16 protein-coding genes are annotated in these 16,682 nt (G+C 28.6%); 5 read left to right on the top strand and 11 right to left on the bottom strand.

What is annotated here, in order from left to right:
- From J1C67_RS12265 to J1C67_RS12215, 11 genes are all read right to left on the bottom strand, one after another.
- Window positions 1–258 (bottom strand): HypC/HybG/HupF family hydrogenase formation chaperone, encoded by a 258-nt coding sequence (locus J1C67_RS12265; RefSeq protein WP_243175532.1) that lies wholly within the window; start codon window positions 256–258, stop codon window positions 1–3.
- Window positions 242–2,743 (bottom strand): carbamoyltransferase HypF, encoded by a 2,502-nt coding sequence (locus tag J1C67_RS12260; protein WP_167866562.1) that lies wholly within the window; start codon window positions 2,741–2,743, stop codon window positions 242–244. The genes J1C67_RS12265 and J1C67_RS12260 overlap by 17 nt, the downstream gene beginning before the upstream one ends.
- Window positions 2,744–2,789: 46 nt before the next feature.
- Complete coding sequence (gene hypA, locus J1C67_RS12255; RefSeq protein WP_167866561.1) at window positions 2,790–3,131, bottom strand: hydrogenase maturation nickel metallochaperone HypA; 342 nt, start codon at window positions 3,129–3,131, stop codon at window positions 2,790–2,792.
- Between the two features lie 66 nt (window positions 3,132–3,197).
- Window positions 3,198–3,716, bottom strand: coding sequence for a hydrogenase maturation protease (locus tag J1C67_RS12250; RefSeq protein WP_167866560.1), 519 nt, complete (start codon window positions 3,714–3,716; stop codon window positions 3,198–3,200).
- Entirely contained in the window at window positions 3,713–5,143 is a 1,431-nt protein-coding gene (locus J1C67_RS12245; RefSeq protein WP_167866559.1) for a nickel-dependent hydrogenase large subunit, read from the bottom strand. The genes J1C67_RS12250 and J1C67_RS12245 overlap by 4 nt, the downstream gene beginning before the upstream one ends.
- A 2-nt stretch (window positions 5,144–5,145) precedes the next feature.
- Window positions 5,146–6,069, bottom strand: a complete 924-nt coding sequence (locus J1C67_RS12240) for a hydrogenase small subunit (protein ID WP_167866558.1) — start codon at window positions 6,067–6,069, stop codon at window positions 5,146–5,148.
- Window positions 6,070–6,197: 128 nt separating this feature from the next.
- The gene (locus J1C67_RS12235; RefSeq protein ID WP_167866557.1) at window positions 6,198–7,142 is read right to left on the bottom strand and encodes an ATP-binding cassette domain-containing protein; all 945 of its coding nucleotides are present in this window, start codon (window positions 7,140–7,142) and stop codon (window positions 6,198–6,200) included.
- Window positions 7,143–7,219: 77 nt separating this feature from the next.
- Complete coding sequence (locus J1C67_RS12230; protein ID WP_210345924.1) at window positions 7,220–8,218, bottom strand: ABC transporter ATP-binding protein; 999 nt, start codon at window positions 8,216–8,218, stop codon at window positions 7,220–7,222.
- A 3-nt stretch (window positions 8,219–8,221) separates the two neighbouring features.
- Window positions 8,222–9,775, bottom strand: coding sequence for an ABC transporter substrate-binding protein (locus J1C67_RS12225; RefSeq protein WP_167866556.1), 1,554 nt, complete (start codon window positions 9,773–9,775; stop codon window positions 8,222–8,224).
- 101 nt (window positions 9,776–9,876) lie between these two features.
- Window positions 9,877–10,785, bottom strand: a complete 909-nt coding sequence (locus J1C67_RS12220; protein WP_243176759.1) for an ABC transporter permease — start codon at window positions 10,783–10,785, stop codon at window positions 9,877–9,879.
- Complete coding sequence (locus J1C67_RS12215) at window positions 10,775–11,755, bottom strand: ABC transporter permease (RefSeq protein ID WP_167866555.1); 981 nt, start codon at window positions 11,753–11,755, stop codon at window positions 10,775–10,777. The genes J1C67_RS12220 and J1C67_RS12215 overlap by 11 nt, the downstream gene beginning before the upstream one ends.
- A 378-nt stretch (window positions 11,756–12,133) precedes the next feature.
- Between J1C67_RS12215 and J1C67_RS12210 the strand changes: the two genes are divergently transcribed.
- The 5 genes from J1C67_RS12210 (at window position 12,134) to J1C67_RS12190 (ending at window position 16,584) form a co-directional block, all read left to right on the top strand.
- The gene (locus J1C67_RS12210; protein WP_089964966.1) at window positions 12,134–12,337 is read left to right on the top strand and encodes a DUF350 domain-containing protein; all 204 of its coding nucleotides are present in this window, start codon (window positions 12,134–12,136) and stop codon (window positions 12,335–12,337) included.
- Window positions 12,338–12,500: 163 nt separating this feature from the next.
- Window positions 12,501–12,884, top strand: coding sequence for a hypothetical protein (locus J1C67_RS12205; RefSeq protein ID WP_167866554.1), 384 nt, complete (start codon window positions 12,501–12,503; stop codon window positions 12,882–12,884).
- An 8-nt stretch (window positions 12,885–12,892) separates the two neighbouring features.
- Entirely contained in the window at window positions 12,893–13,528 is a 636-nt protein-coding gene (locus tag J1C67_RS12200; RefSeq protein ID WP_167866553.1) for a normocyte-binding protein, read from the top strand.
- A 2-nt stretch (window positions 13,529–13,530) separates the two neighbouring features.
- The gene (locus J1C67_RS12195; RefSeq protein ID WP_167866624.1) at window positions 13,531–13,890 is read left to right on the top strand and encodes a hypothetical protein; all 360 of its coding nucleotides are present in this window, start codon (window positions 13,531–13,533) and stop codon (window positions 13,888–13,890) included.
- An 87-nt stretch (window positions 13,891–13,977) separates the two neighbouring features.
- Window positions 13,978–16,584: a glutathionylspermidine synthase family protein gene (locus J1C67_RS12190; RefSeq protein ID WP_167866552.1), complete on the top strand. Its 2,607-nt coding sequence runs from the start codon at window positions 13,978–13,980 to the stop codon at window positions 16,582–16,584.
- The last annotated feature ends 98 nt before the right edge of the window (window positions 16,585–16,682 follow it).

The following is a 16,682-nucleotide window of genomic DNA, read 5'->3' as shown; positions in this document are numbered from 1 at the left end:
CTATTCTAACATTCCTAGTGTTTTAAATACCTCTAAAGTTTCTCTTGCTTCTTCCTCTTCCATTTTATCAATAGCACATCCCACATGTACTAAAACATAATCTCCAATTTTCAAATCTTCAACTAAAGATGTATTTATAATTTTTCTTATTTTCCCAAACTCTACTAAAGATTCTCTTTCATATATTTCAATAATCTTGCCTGGAATAGCTACGCACATATTGCTGCTCCCTTCTATTTTTTCAATTTCTCTGCTCATTTGCTATAACAAGTTGTCCCACAGATATTCCACTATCATTACATGGAATATTTTTATGAGTAAGGACATTAAAATCATTTTCCTTAAGCTTAAGATATAATTTTTCTAGTAGTATTTCATTTTGAAAAACTCCACCACTTAAAGCAACCTCATTTATTCCATATCTATCTCTTAAACTTATACAAATATTAGAGGAAATTTCTACTATAGTATTATGAAATCTAATAGCAATTTCACCTTTATTAACTTGATTTTTTAAATCTTCTAAGATGTTTTTTATTATTTTATTTGTATTTATAATTTTCATATCATCACTTATAGCTAAATCATAACTATAAAACTTTTCATAAATATTATTACTTCTTTCTTTGATAAAAGACTCGGCTAAATTTTGAAGATAAATTGCAGCTTCCCCCTCATAGGATATTTTACTATTAAAACCTAGTAAACTTGCTACACCATCAAATAATCTCCCCATACTACTAGTTAAGGGAGTATTGATTTTATTATCTATAATCTTCATTATTAAATTAAAATTTTTATAACTAAACTGGCTTGGTAAAAACTTAATTATATTAGGTATTTCTTTGTTTAACTTTTCTTCTAACACTTCTTTTGCTTCCTTAGCAACTATATCTTTTGCTTTATCATTTAATTCATTATTTTCTTTAAGTGATTTGTATATAAGGCTTGCTCCCATTTTCCAAGGAAACATCCCAGCTCCATCTCCAGTTGGCATATCCATATAACTTAAATGTCCAACTCTTTTAAAGCTTTTAAAATCACATATTAAAAACTCACTTCCCCAAATTTGTCCATCCTCACCATAGCCTGTACCATCAAAGGCTAATCCTATAACTCTTGAAGTAATATTATTATCAACCATACAGCTTACTATGTGTGCATGATGATGATATACTCCAATTTTTTCGCATTTATAATTTTTAACAAACTCACTACTCCAATAATTTGGATGCATGTCATAACATACTGTTTTAATATTAATGTTATAGATATTTTTTATATAATTCATGTTATTTTCAAAATTACTAAGAGTCTCCAAATTGTCCATCTCTCCAATATAAGGACTTGTAAAAATATATTTATTACTACTTATTGATAAGGTATTTTTAAACTGAGACCCTAGTGCTAATATTCCATCATTAACAGGATATTTTTTTGATATTGGAGCATATCCTCTACCACATCTTATAACTCTTTCCTCATTTAAAATTACATTAACCACTGAATCATCAATAGGTATATTTATATCTCTATTATGAATTAAAAAACAATCTGCAACATCTTTAAGCTCACTTAAAGCTTTCTCATTTTCATAAATCATAGGAGCTCCACTAATGTTTGCACTTGTAAAAACTAATACTTCTAATTCTTCATCAAACAATAAATAATGTAGTGGTGTGTAGGGTAGCACTACCCCAAGTTTACTACTATTAAAGGATATATTATTTGGAAGTTTGTAATTTAATAATTCATTATTCACTATTTTCCCTAAGGTTTGATCTATAGCTTCATTATTTATTGTTTTGTTGTTTTCTAATTGATTATCTTTCTTTTCTAAAATAACTATAGGTTTCTTATTTCCTATTAATACTTCTTTTTCTTTACTGTTTATATTACAATATTTTAATGTTACATCTATGTCTCTCATCATTAATGCTAAAGGCTTAGTCTTTCGTCTTTTTCTTTCTCTAAGTAAATCTATTGCCTCTTTATCTTTTCCATTACAAATTAAATTAAATCCCCCTAATCCCTTAACAGCAATTATTTTTCCTTCCTTTAAATACTCTCGTATTTTTTTAAGCTCATCTATGCAATCTATAACATTTTCCCTATTATCTAAAACGGTTAACCTTGGCCCACATTTATTACAACATGTTGGCTCTGCATGAAACCTCCTATTTAAAGGATTTTCATATTCACTTATGCATTGGCTACACATATTGAATTCATTCATTGTAGTTTGAAATCTATCATAAGGTAATTTTTTTATTATAGTAAATCTAGGTCCACAGTTTGTACAATTAGTAAATGAATACCCTCCCCTTCGTAAATTGCTTTTATCTAAAACCTCATTTCTACAATCTTCACAAGTTGCTATATCTGGAGATATTATTGTTGATATTCCCTTACTACATTCTTCTAATTCATTTTCATCTTTGTATTCATCTTTTCTATCTTTTTCACTAATATCACTTATTAGTATTTTAAAATCTTTATATCCCTTTAACTCTTTTTCAATTATTGTTATATACTCAATTTTACTTAGCATAGGTGCTTTTCTCTTTAAATCCATTATGAAATTAGAAATATCCTTAGGTGGTCCCTCTATATCTATATAAACACCCTCGCAACTATTTTTTACCCAGCCATTTAGTTTATTATTTAATGCAATTTTATATATAAAAGGTCTAAATCCAACCCCTTGAACTATACCTTTTACTACAATATATTCTCTAATCATTTTATATTATTTCCTTTAAAGTATCTTCAAAAAAAATCATAAAAGCCTACTCCCCTTCTATTCTGTATAATAACATTTCATATCCATTTGTAATATCCACACTGTACTTATTACATATAGGGCATTCCTTTTTACTAAACTCAACGTGAAACTCCTTATTACAATTATTGCAATAAGCCATTGCAATAACCTTCTCTATATCTAGAGTTGCATCTTCACATATACTATCTTTACTTAAGCTTTCAAAGGCAAAAATGAGAGATGAATTATTTATATAAGAAAATTCGCCTATTTTTAAAACAATTTTTTCTACCTTACTTATATTGTTATCCCTGCAATTTTCCTCAACCATATTAATAACACTACTAATGATTGATAACTCATGCACTTTATCATCTCCCTCATTTTCATTTTAGGCATTTAAAAAAAATAACAAGACAAGGTGCAAAATAGACTAGACTACTGACTTACTATTTATTTGAACTTCACTTAGACATATTAGAGTTTTTATTTTGTCTAAAACCCTATTGCATATACTATTAAATTCTTTATTTAACTTAGGCGATAAGTCTAATGAATAATCTACTTTATCTATTTCTATTCCAATTAAATACCCATTAATTTCTCTATATTCTCTACGTAAAACCTTAAGTAGACTATCGCCATGAGGGTCTCTACTTTCTACAATTAAATTATCACATTCCTCAAATGATAATTTTGATATATGCCCTGGTTTAAAATCAAAGTATGTCCCATCTATAATAACTACAAAATCATTCTTGTTTATGCAATCTAGACAATACATAAAATCAGTTTCTCCAATTATCACTTCTATATTTTTGCTTAACTCTTTGTTTTTATTTAACTCTATATTTTCATTTGATTCTAATTCTTTTTTTATATATTCAGCAACTTTTACACCTATTCCATCATCACAAAGCATTATATTTCCTACCCCAAAAACTTTTATCATACTATATCTATAGTCATAGGCTCATATCTATCACTAGTTATATGAGCTGCACAATTTAAACAAGGATCAAAACTTCTCACTATTCTTCCTATTTCAACTGGATGTTTAATGCTTGCAATTTCAGTTCCCATTAAAGCTTCTTCAACAGGTCCCCTTATCCCTTCACTATCTGATGGTGATAAATTCCATGATGATGGTGGAATTAACGTGTAATTAGCTACAAGTTTTTTATCTATAGAAACCCAATGACCGAGAGACCCTCTCTCTGCTTCAATTAGTCCAATTCCTTTTGCTTTATCTGGAACTTGCCATTGCTCTTGATATGCAGGGCCAAGTTTAAGCTTCTCAATTAATGATTCTATTATTTCACAAATTTTCTTAGCTTCTAGTGATTTAGCTACAATTCTATCCATTGCAGATATTCCACCTTTATAATTCCCACTTAAGGTCATTCTTGCTAATGCTCCAACTTCCATAGCATATCCCTTGTACCTTGGCGCATTAACCCAGCTATAACCACCAGGCTTATATGGATTGGGCGTAACAGGTTCATCCACCCCTGGGGTGTAAATATTTCCATTTCCATTTTTATTTGTAGTTTCTAGCCAACTTCTTGCAACATTTTCTGTAATATTATTAACATTAAATTCTTCCCGAGTACCATTTAACATTACTCCTGGTTCTGAGTATTTAATTGGCGATTCATAATCATTGTATAATCCAAAGCTCATTAGGTTTTTGTATCCAACACCTTTTTTGAAATAGTCTTTATATACTTTTGATATAAGATCTACATCGGGTATTAATTTATCTTCAACGAAAGCTTTTATTACATTAATACTATATTTAATGCTTTCTATTTGTTGAACATTAATATTAGTAGTTGTCCCCCCAATAAATATTCCATGGGTATGAGGTACTTTCCCTGCAATTTCTGCTATAGCGCTGTGAGCTTGCCTACTATATTTTATAGCTCCTAAATAATCTTCATTTATTTTATCTGTATCTGCTTTTGATAATCTATAATCAGCTTCCTTTTTACTTGCTGTTTTATATAGTGGATTTATATTGATTATGTCCACATAATCAGGAAATACAAAAAAGTATATATGTCTTAAATAATTTTGTATAAATTCGAAACCATTAGCAATGTCCCGAACAATTTTACCGTTATAATCTGGTGTAATATTCATTGCATTTTCTAATGCTAAAACAGCCGCTATTGTATGATGAGTTGAACAAATACCACATACTCTTGGAGCAAGTCTTATAATATCTAGTGGATTTCTACCTTGAAACATTTTTTCAAAACCCCTAAACTGGCTACCACTACTTTTTGCATCCACTATTTTATTATTTATAACTTCAACTTCAATATTTAAAAGTCCGCTTATTCTTGTTATTGGATCAATTATTATTTTGGTCATAACTAAAGCCCTCCATAATCCACAAATGGTGATGTGCCATCTGGAAATTCAGGACCTGCGCAACCTATACAATTTGTATTGTCTCCAATTGGCCAATTATCCGTACCGTTCCATCTACTTATAGGACAATATGCATAAGTCCTCGGTCCTCTGCACCCAAGTTTAAACATACATTCTTTTTCACCAAATTTCTTTGCAAATATTCCTGCATCAAAAAATCTTCTCCTTGGGCAATTATCATGAATTAGATCTCCATAATAGGCCTTTGGTCTTCCTTCAGCATCTAACTCTGGCGCTCCGTAAGAAGCAATATATCCTAGTGTTCCCATTATCCAAACTGGATTTGCGGGACATCCTGGTATTTTAATAACATCATCTCTACCTAAAAATTGTGAAACACTAACTGCATCTGATAAATTAGGACTGGCTGCAGTTGGTCCTCCAAAACAAGAACAAGTTCCAACAGAAATAATATGCTTTGCATTTTTAGCAATAGTCTGTACCGCCTCCATTGCAGTTATTTTCTGTCCTTTATAAGTAGCTATTGTTGTATATAATCCATTATCTTTTAAGGGAACTGCTCCACTTACTATAAAAATATAATCGGTTTTTAAAGTTTCTAATATTCTCTCATAAGCAACTTCACCCTCATCTCCACTTATACTACCAAAGAATGTCATATTAACAAACTTTCTAAGCAAATAAATTACATCTGGATCTTCTGCATCTAATAATGAAATTACTTGTCCAAAACAACCTGAAATTTCTAACCATATGGCATTTATCTTTTCATTTTTTCCTAGTTTAACATCATCAATAGCTCTCATAGCAATTTTAATTGCCTTATCTTTTTTATCAACTTGTAATTTACATTTTCTTTCACAATTATTTGATTCTTTAGAGCTAATATTTTTATTTTTCCCCATAATAACTCCTCATATATTATTTTTATTAGGAATCTAAAAAGAAATAACAAGTCAAAAATCCTAAGAATCTTTGGCTTGTTATTTATTTGGAGATTCCTTATTAGTAATATATGAGGGGTATTAAATACTTATTCTTTATTATTTATTCTATTTCTATAACTCTCTACTTCTGATGACGATGCATAAACAAAATGTCCCTTATTTATTTCCACCCATTTAGGACTTTCTTTTGAATAATCATGATCTTTGTAACTATATAAACATTTACTTCTAATATTTTTATATTTTGGATTTGCAATCGGAATTGATTGAAGTAATGATTTTGTGTATGGATGCACGGGCATTTCGTATAACTCTTTAGCCTCTGCAAGCTCAACTAACTTCCCTCTATACATAACACCTATTCGATCACTTATATACCTAACCATAGATAAATCATGAGTAATAAAAAGACAGGTTAACCCTTTTTCCTTTTTTAGTTTCTTAAACAAATTAACAATTTGTGCTTGCATTGATACATCTAAAGAAGCTATTGGCTCATCTGCTATAATAAAATCTGGATTCATCGAAAGAGCTCTAGCTATTCCTACTCTTTGCCTTTGACCTCCCGAAAATTCACTTGGATATTTGCTAGCATAGCTTTTATCTAGCCCTACTAGTTCAAGCATTTCATAAACCTTATTCATTTTTTCTTCTTTATTTTTATATAATCCTTGAATTTTAAGAGGCTCTCCAATTATCTCTGCTATGGTCATACGCTCATTTAAAGCTGAAGTTGAATCTTGAAAAATAAATTGCATTGTTTTATTTATAGATTTTTTTTCTTTCTTGTACACCAAATTATTAGCTATATTTTTTCCTTTATATATTATTTTACCAGCAGTTGATTTATTTATTTTTATTATAGATCTTCCTACTGTAGATTTTCCTGCTCCTGATTCTCCAACTAACCCAAATATTTCTCCCTTGTATATTTCAAAAGAAATATCATCAACAGCCTTTATTATGTGATTCCTATCTAAATGAAAATACTGTTTCAAGTTTTTAACCTCTAATATTTTCTCTTTATCCATTACTAATAATTTCTCCTTCTCCTAATTCACTATTAAAAATAATAGATTAATTTCCTAGTCTATTATTTATTTAGAGATCACTTATTTCTTAATTCTAATGCTTTAGGATGCAAGAGCCAGGTTGCAGCGCTATGAGTTTCACTTATTTTAAACATGGGTGGCTCCTCTTTAAAATCTATTTTCAAAGGACTTTCATTTCTAATTGCAAAAGCATCTCCCTTTGGAGGATTTAAAAGATTTGGTGGCATACCTGGAATGCTATATAAAAACTCCTTTTCTTTATCTAAAGAAGGAAGTGATGCTATAAGTGCTTTTGTATAAGGATTTTTTCCATTGAAAAATATTTCTTCCGATCTCCCTATCTCCACTATTTTTCCAGCATACATAATAGCAATTCTATCTGCAATTTTAGCAACTACACCTAAATCATGAGTGATAAATATAATAGCTACTCCGGTTTTCTTTTGAATATCTTTTAATAAATCTAATATTTGTGATTGAACAGTAACATCTAAGGCAGTAGTTGGTTCATCTGCGATTAATATTTTTGGGTTACAAGCTAATGCAATAGCAATTACAATACGTTGTCTCATTCCCCCTGAAAATTGATGTGGATATTGCTTAAATCTAATCTCTGCATCTTCTATTCCCACAAGTTCCATAAATTCTATAGCCTTTTTCTTTTTATCTGCTTTACTAATTTTCTCATGTGTTCTAATTGCTTCTACAATTTGCTTGCCTACAGAAATAGTAGGGTTCAAGGCTGTCATTGGGTTTTGAAATATCATAGATATATAATGCCCTCTTATCTTTTCCATCTTCTTTTGAGAGAACTTACTTATATCATCATTATCTAATAATATTTCACCACTTTTTATATAAGCACAACTTGGTAATATCCTCATTACACTTCTGCAAAGAACGGTTTTCCCACAGCCCGATTCTCCAACTATTGCTAATGTTTCTCCTTTTTTCAAATCTAAAGAAACTTTTCTTACTGATTGTATTTCTCCATCTTCTGTTTTAAAATTCACAACTAAATCCTTAATTTCAAGCAAACTATTTATATTAATCACATCCTATTCTATTTCCCAATCTTCTATATTCCAGAATATTCCTACTCCATGATGTCCCAAAACTGTTTCAGGCGTTATTCCTTTCACTGTAGATTTCCCTACATAAATAGCATCTATATAAGCAAAGAATGTGTACGGCATGTCCTTAACCATTTCTTCTTGGAATTTTTTATAATACTTAACCCTATCTTCATCTACATCAGTTTCTCTAGCTACTTTAAGCAATTCATCTACATTATTATTTGAATAAGCGTTAAAGTTTGAACCTTGATTACTACCAAATACTTTATAAGTATGATCATCTGGATCAAATGGACTTCCCCATCCAATTAAGTTACTATCTTGGTTTTCCCAATCTATTTTAGCCTTAACAACAACTTTGGCATCAACACCTATTTCTTTTAATTGTTGAGCTGCAACACTTGCCATATCAACTCTTACTTGGTCACCTTCACTACAAGTAATTTCAAAACTTAATTTTGTTTTATTTTTCTCATATATGCCATCAGCACAAATTTTCCACCCTGATTTTTCTAACTCTGACTTGGCTTTTTCTTTATTATAATCAAACTTTTCTATATCAGAATTATTATAGTCTCCCATTTGAAGTGGAGAATATGCAACTTTCCCATGACCTAATAAAACACTATCAACAATAGCTTGCCTATCTATTGCATAACTTAAAGCATTTGGAAGTTCCCTATTTTCTTTAAACAGTGGCGCATTAAAGTTATACATTATCCCTCTATAATCCGCTGTATTCATTATATTTACATTAAAATCATTATCTTTTTCAAATGTAGCAATATCCTTTGGAGTAACTTGAGCTAAATCTAGTTCTCCTGATTTTAACTGTATTACTTTAGCTTTTGAATCATTAACTATTTTGAAAATAACCTTATCAATAGATGGATCTTTTTTAAAATAATCTGGGTTCTTAACTAATGTTATACTTTGCCCAGTGTCCCATTTTTCTAACTTAAATGGTCCAGTACCTATTGGTTTTTTATTAAATTCATCAGTTATTATATCTTTATTCTCTAATAAATGTTTTGGCAAAATACCTACTGTTAAATAATCTAACATAGCTACATTTGGAGCTTTTAAAGCTATTTTTAGAGTTGTGTCATCAATAACTTCAATAGATGTAATATCCTCATAATTTGAGGCTATTTCTGAAGCATTATCTGGATTCATTATTGTTTCAAGAGTAAACTTAACATCTTCGGCCTTAAATTTTTCTTTATCATGCCATTTAACATCATCTCTTAAGTTAAATGTATAAATATTAGTCTCTTTATCAAAGTCCCAACTTTCTGCTAGTGCCGGAACTATTTTATTTTCCTTATCATGTGCAGTTAACCCTGTGAATATAAGAGAATTTATTTCCCCATGCTCATATATAGCAGGGTTTATACTTGTATAATCATTACTCCCATAAACAAGTGTTTTTTCATTTTGCCCCAAATTTTCTTTAGCCTTTTCTTTTGTGCCACATCCTACAATTAAGCTTACACCTACTAGTAACGCTACAGCTTTTAATTTTTCAAATTTCATATTGTCCTCCTTATAATTTATCTCCAAATAAATAACTAGTTAGCATTCTTATCCTTTTTTCTATTTAACCAAAACCCTTAAGAATTTTTCACTATCTATTTTTAGAGATTACTAGATTTTTTATTTATTTTTTTTCTTATATAATTTCCTATATTAGTTATAGAAACTAATGTTATAACTAAGAATATTCCTGGAATTAAAATTACCCACCATGAATTTGAAAGCAATGCACCTTCAGATAAAGAAAGCATGCTTCCCCAGGATATAACTTCTATTGGAAGTCCTATTCCTAAAAAACTTAAAGTTGATTCTTTTATAATTGATGATCCAATATTACAAACAACCATAAACATTATTGATGATATAAAATTAGGAAGCAAATGATTTTTTAATATATAAAAAAACTTACCACCCATTAATTTTGCTGCTAATATATATTCACTATTTCGTATTTGCCGTACTTCACTTCTAACTATTTTTGCTATGTTCATCCAACTAGTTATTCCAATAACTATAGCAATAGAAACTGGACTAGCATTCCCTAAAATTGCTTGGATAAATATAATTATTAAAATTGATGGAATACTAATAATTATTTCAGTGGCTCTCATCATTAAACTATCTATAAACTGTGATGCAGTTCCACTTATGCTTCCATAAACCACTCCAATAAATGTAGAAATTATAGTTGCAAATACTCCTATAAATAATGATATTTTCCCACCATCCCATATCATTGAAAATACATCTCTTCCCATTGAATCAGTTCCAAAATAAAAAGAACTATTTGGAGAAATATTAGAATTTGCTAAATCCATATACCTTGGATTATGAGTCATTATTAAAGGCGAAAGAATACATCCTCCTATTATTAGAATTAATAAACCTAGAGAAATATATGGAGTCTTTTTAATTTCCCAGGAAAAATATTTTTTCTTTTTTTTTGTATTTTCTTCTTTGAACATTTCTTTATCTGTAACTATCTCAAAATCACTTATCTTACGATTCAAGGTCTTCCCACCTCTCATATTTCATTCTTGGATCTATGCTTGTACTTATTAATTCTGCAATCATATTAGTAAATAATACTATTATTCCTGTTAGTAAACAAAGTACTAACAACATATTGTAATCATGATATTTTGCACTTTCAAAAGAAAGCGTTCCAAGTCCTGGATATGAAAAAACCTTTTCAACCACATAAGTTTCAGCTAATATATGAGGAATTGAAATCGCCATAATACTTATAAATGCTGGCATTATATTTCTTAAACAATGCTTATAAACAATTTTCCTATTACTTAAACCCTTTACTTTTGCTAGCAAAACATAATCTTCCCTTATTTCTTCTAATAATTTATTTCTTATCATATATGTGTAATACCACAAGTGGCTTAACACAAGAACTACTAAAGGTAATATTAAATGGCAAGCTCTATTAATTAAGTTATCTTCTTGCCCTACAGAATAAGCACCACTAGTTGGTAATATTCTAAAATTAACACTAAAAATTAATATAAATATTAAGGATGCCCAAAATGCTGGAATGCAGCTTGATATGTTTCCTAACCCACATATTATTTTATCAACTAATTTATCCTCATTAAGAGCACAAAATATTCCTAAAAACAAAGCTCCTGTAAATGTTATAAAATAAGCTAGTCCACCTAAAATTATTGTATTTATATACACTTCTCCTATAACTACCTTCACCTCTTGCTTATACTTAAATGAAATTCCAAATTCACCTTTGCATGTAGCCCTTAACCACTTTTTATATTGAATATAAATAGGCTCATCAAGGCCTAATCTTTCAATTGCACTATCTCTTTCTTCTACGCTCATTTTCTCTACAGCATTACCATAGTAAGATACTAATGGATCCCCTGGCGCTAATCTAGAGATATAAAAGACTATTAATGATAATAATAAAATTCCTAAAACAAATTGTCCTATGTTTTTTAAAATACTACCTCTCAAAGATTATCAATCTCCCTTAATCAAATACTTTCTATATAATTGCACTGTTTCAATTTTTTAACTAATAACTTTTCATTATAAATTATAACATTTTTTTCTTATTTTAACTATATTTCGATTACATATAAATTAATTTTTCACAAATTTCACTAAACATTTCTTCTATATTATTAAAATATTTTTTTGTTTAATATATTTTTCCCAAAAGTGTTAAATTTGTAGTAAAATAATTATAAGACATATTACAATGATTATAAAAATTAGACTATACTATTAAACAGTCTTTTATTTAGAAATGTCTAGTAAGGGATCATAAAAGAAATAACTATTTATTTCTTTTATGACCCCTAAGTAAATATATTGAGGAGGTGAATTTACATGGATATATTAATGAATTTAGGACTTAGTTTTGCATTTGGATTAGTTGGAATTTTAATTTTAGTATTAGGATATAAAATATTTGATGCATTAATACCTGCAGATTTTAATAAAGAATTAGAAAAAGGAAATATAGCTGTAGCCATATTTTCAGCAGGTATACTTATTGGCCTAGCAATTATAGTTTCTCAAGTTGTTAGATAACTCTATTAATTTAAATAACAACTTACTACTGAATAAGTTTTTTTAATATAATACTACCTAAGGCATCTAAAAAAACAACAGTTATGGTGCGAACTATATTAGCATACTTACTAGTTGTTTTTTAAGATGCCTAAAATTATTTTTTAAAATGGAGGATTATAACTTGAATATATATCTTTATAAAGATTATTTAGAATGGCAAAAAGATGAACCTTTTGAATCTATGGATGGAATACTTAATGTAAATAGCCATGGACTTATTACAATTGAAACTTCAGAGAATTATAAAACTTACAAGCAAATACTTTCATTTGATAAACTATTTGCTATTGTATACAAACTACCTTATGGATACATAACCTATCCAAGAGAAATAAATATTTTTGAAAATATGCAATCCTGGTCAATCTCAACACCTGAAGCAACCTTTACTGGTGAACTTCAAGAAGATGAATGTAGTGATTCACATATTACTTTTAATACCACTGATGGTTTTAAGCAAATTATTTCATTATCCAAAATTTTTGCTGTTACTTATGAAAGCTAGGTGTAAAAATGAATTTAAGAGAAAAGAACTTTAAAGAAATATATAGAGCTTGGAAATCAAGCCTTGGAACCTTTGAACCTTTTATGCGAAGTGGACCTTTTGTATCACTTCAAACATATTCTGATTTTAAGCTTACCTACTTATTAGATGAATGTTATCTTTATAATTTATATAAGGATAAATTAGCTCAAATAACTAAAAATGATTTTGAAAAAACATTTATTATTATAGATACTAATATGAGTGAATCTCTTGATATTGCTTATTTACTTAATAATAAATTTAATATAAAACCTATAATTAATTTCAATTTCCTTTTTCACCCTTATGGTTTAATAGGAAATATAGATTCTATTGAAAGATTAATATTATTTGGTGAAAATCTACATAATATTAAACCTACTGGTTATGTATTACTTTTAGATTATGAACGTTATATGGATTTTCCAGAAGATTTATATAAAAAGAAACTTAATAATCAATATGAATTTTCGTGTGAAGACTTACCTTATGCTAAGACTTTAAAAGAACTTGGGTATAACAATTTAACTATTTACACAAAATGTACTCTTAAAGAAGATATAAGAGCTTATATTGATACATTAAATAAGGACTTAACTGTTGAAATAATAAATTGGGGGTAACTATGAATAATTTTAAAAAACTACTTAACATTAATAAAAAGAAGGCATTATCTCTTGCTGTCGCAACAGCAATGGCTACTTCTGCTCTAAGCGGTTGTAGTAAAAAAGCTCCTACTCAGCCTCTTTCTCCTGAAGAAGAAGAGGAAAACAACAATAATAGTAACAACAATCACCGTGGAGGCGGTTTCTTTTTCTTTGGCGGTCGTAATTATGGTGGAAAAAGTGGAGTTACAAATGATAGTAATAAATCTAATAGCGATTCATCTATAAAAAGTGGTGATTCAACTAGCAAAGGTTCATCAACTCCATCTAAAGGCAAATCAGGTTACTCTAGTTCTAAAGGTGGAAGTTCTTCTAGCTAAATATAAAAATTTTTAATAGTATTTGCCTTGTTATTTATTTTATGATGCTTTAAATATATCTAAACTTATTATAGAAAGGATTTAAATATGAAAAATCAAAAGCTATTTACTGAAGATGTTTTATTTAATAATTATATGATTAGTAGTCCCTATGAAAATTATATCCATAGTCAAATACCATTTTTTATAGATACAAACTGCTATGAAAAAATGGTTTACTACTCAGAATCAATTAATAAAATCTCTACACGAGTATTAAATGAATTAAATACAAATCATAAAAAGCTCCTTTCCTATATAGATGATTTCCCATTTAAAGAGGATATTTTTAACTTAACTTGCCCTGTAGCTCCAATGCTTTGGACAAGGTTTGATACCTTTAGAACTACAAAAGGAGAAATTTATTTTGCTGAATTTAATTACGATAAACCCTGTGCACAAAAAGAAATATCACTAGCTGGGTCCTTTGACTTTGAAAAAAATATAAATAGTGATTTCAAAGAAAATTTTATTACTTCTCTTGTGTCCATATGTAATGATTTATATGATCAATCAAATATTAGTGTTGGAATACTTATAGACCCCTGTCACTATGATGAATTTCATTTAGCTACATATATAAAAGATATTTTAAAGGATACTAATATTACTATTCATCAAGTTGGGCCTAAAAATTTATCTGTTAAAAATGATAATGTTTATGCTTTTGAAGAAGTTAAAATCAATGTGATTTTAAAACTATTCCCTGCTGAATATCTTTATGAAATTGATAATTTCGGTGATATATTAGAAGCTTTTAATAAAGGTAACGTAACAATACTTAACGATCCTAGAGTTGTTGCTATTCAGGCTAAAACTTTCTTCGCTTACCTTTGGGAGTTAACACTATCTAACTCTCCACTGCTTTCTAGTTCTGAAAAGAAAGATATAAAAGCTTGTATTCCCTACACAACTATATTTAATAAAGATAGATTTTCTAGAAGTGATATTTCTAAAGCTACTCCTTCTAAAGATATAAATAAAATTTCTGAAGTTATAAAAAATAAAGATAAATATGTTATTAAATCTTCTCTTGGTCGATATAGTGGCGAAGTTTATATAGGAAAACTTTATACAGCTGCTAACTGGGAAGCTCAAGTTCAATTAGTTTTAAATTCTGATAAAATTCATATTATTCAAGATGTAATAGATATAAAACAAGAATATACCTATCGTCCTGGAAATCATAATATGAACTTACCAATGCTCTCTTATGGAAATTTTGGTACTTATATTACAAAAGAAAAACTTATAGGTATTTGTATAAGATGGAGCGAGAATTTTCTTACAGATGATAGCAACTCTTGGATGTGTCCTTTAGGAGTTAAAAATCTTCCTATATCAATAGATTCCACCTATTTAAAACCAAGAAAAGAGACATGGGATAAAATTGTTGAGAGATCTTTATTTGAATATAACTTTACTGGACCTTACACTAATGTAGATGAATTTTTATCAACTGATAGATTTTTGATTACCGAAAATCTTTATGATGAAATGAATTCTGCTAGTATTAAATTTTGTAATATCTTAAAGAAAACTAATGAACTTATAAAATGCAACTTTCCTATGTTTTCTGATTTATTATCTTTACCAGAAAATTTAAAAGAAGTTATTCTAAGTTCTGATACAGATGCCTTATGTGCATTAGGTCGAATAGATTTTGTTTTAGATAATAATGGAGATTTAAAAATATTAGAATTTAATTCAGAAACTCCAGCTGGAATTGTAGAAAGTATTGGAATTACAAATATTATTAAAGAAGAGCTGAAGCTTAATTATACTAACCCTAATGATAAGCTAAAAGATAATATTAAAAATGTCTTTAAGAAAATACTTAAAGATATTGAGAATAATAAAAACATGGTTAATATAAACTTTGATAGTAATACTGTTGAAAATATAGCCACCGAAAGCATTAGTACTGAAAACACTGAAATTAAAACTAATAAAATTAAGAATATAGCCTTTGTATCTACTAACTTCTATGAGGATTTGTTTAACACTTCTGTTTTACATGATATTTTAAAAGAAGAAGGAAAATATAATTTAATTATTGGAAACATCTACGATTTAGAAATTAGAGATGATAAACTATATCTTTATAATACCCCTATTGATGCTATGTATAGATATTTCCCCTTAGATTGGATTTCTTATGATGATGATTTATGTAACATTATTCCTATATTAAATAAAGGTACTTCTGTTATAAATCCAACCTCTACATTAATAATACAATCTAAAGCATACTTAGCTGTTATTTATGAACTTATTGGGAAAGGATTCTATAGCGATAAAGAAGAAGCTTTTATCAAAAAATATATTCCCTACACCTGTTTAGTTCCAAACAATAATATATCCACCGACTTTTTAGTAAAACCCTATTTATCAAGAGAAGGTGGTGGAATAACTATGAGTTACGAAGATATGCCAGAAGATATAAGTGATGTTATTTTCCAAGAAAGAGTCAACATTGCACCACTTCAAATTGAAAGACACTCAACTCTTGGCTCAAAAACTGTTATGCAATTCCCTGTTATGGGTATATATATAACAGGCGATACCCCATGTGGAATATTTACTAGAATCGGTGATTTTATAACAGATTCATCAGCTATATTCCTTCCAACATTTATCACCCCTGGGGTGTAATTTTTTACAATTATGTTAACAAGGAGTAAGGCAAGGATTCGTGTAAAAATTAAATTATTTAAGAGAATAAATAAAAAAGAGAAACCTAAATTAATAGA

Origin of the sequence: Clostridium gasigenes (assembly GCF_017348895.1) — a bacterium.
GTDB classification, from domain to species: domain Bacteria; phylum Bacillota; class Clostridia; order Clostridiales; family Clostridiaceae; genus Clostridium; species Clostridium gasigenes.
This window is presented reverse-complemented; position numbering and strand designations above follow the sequence as displayed.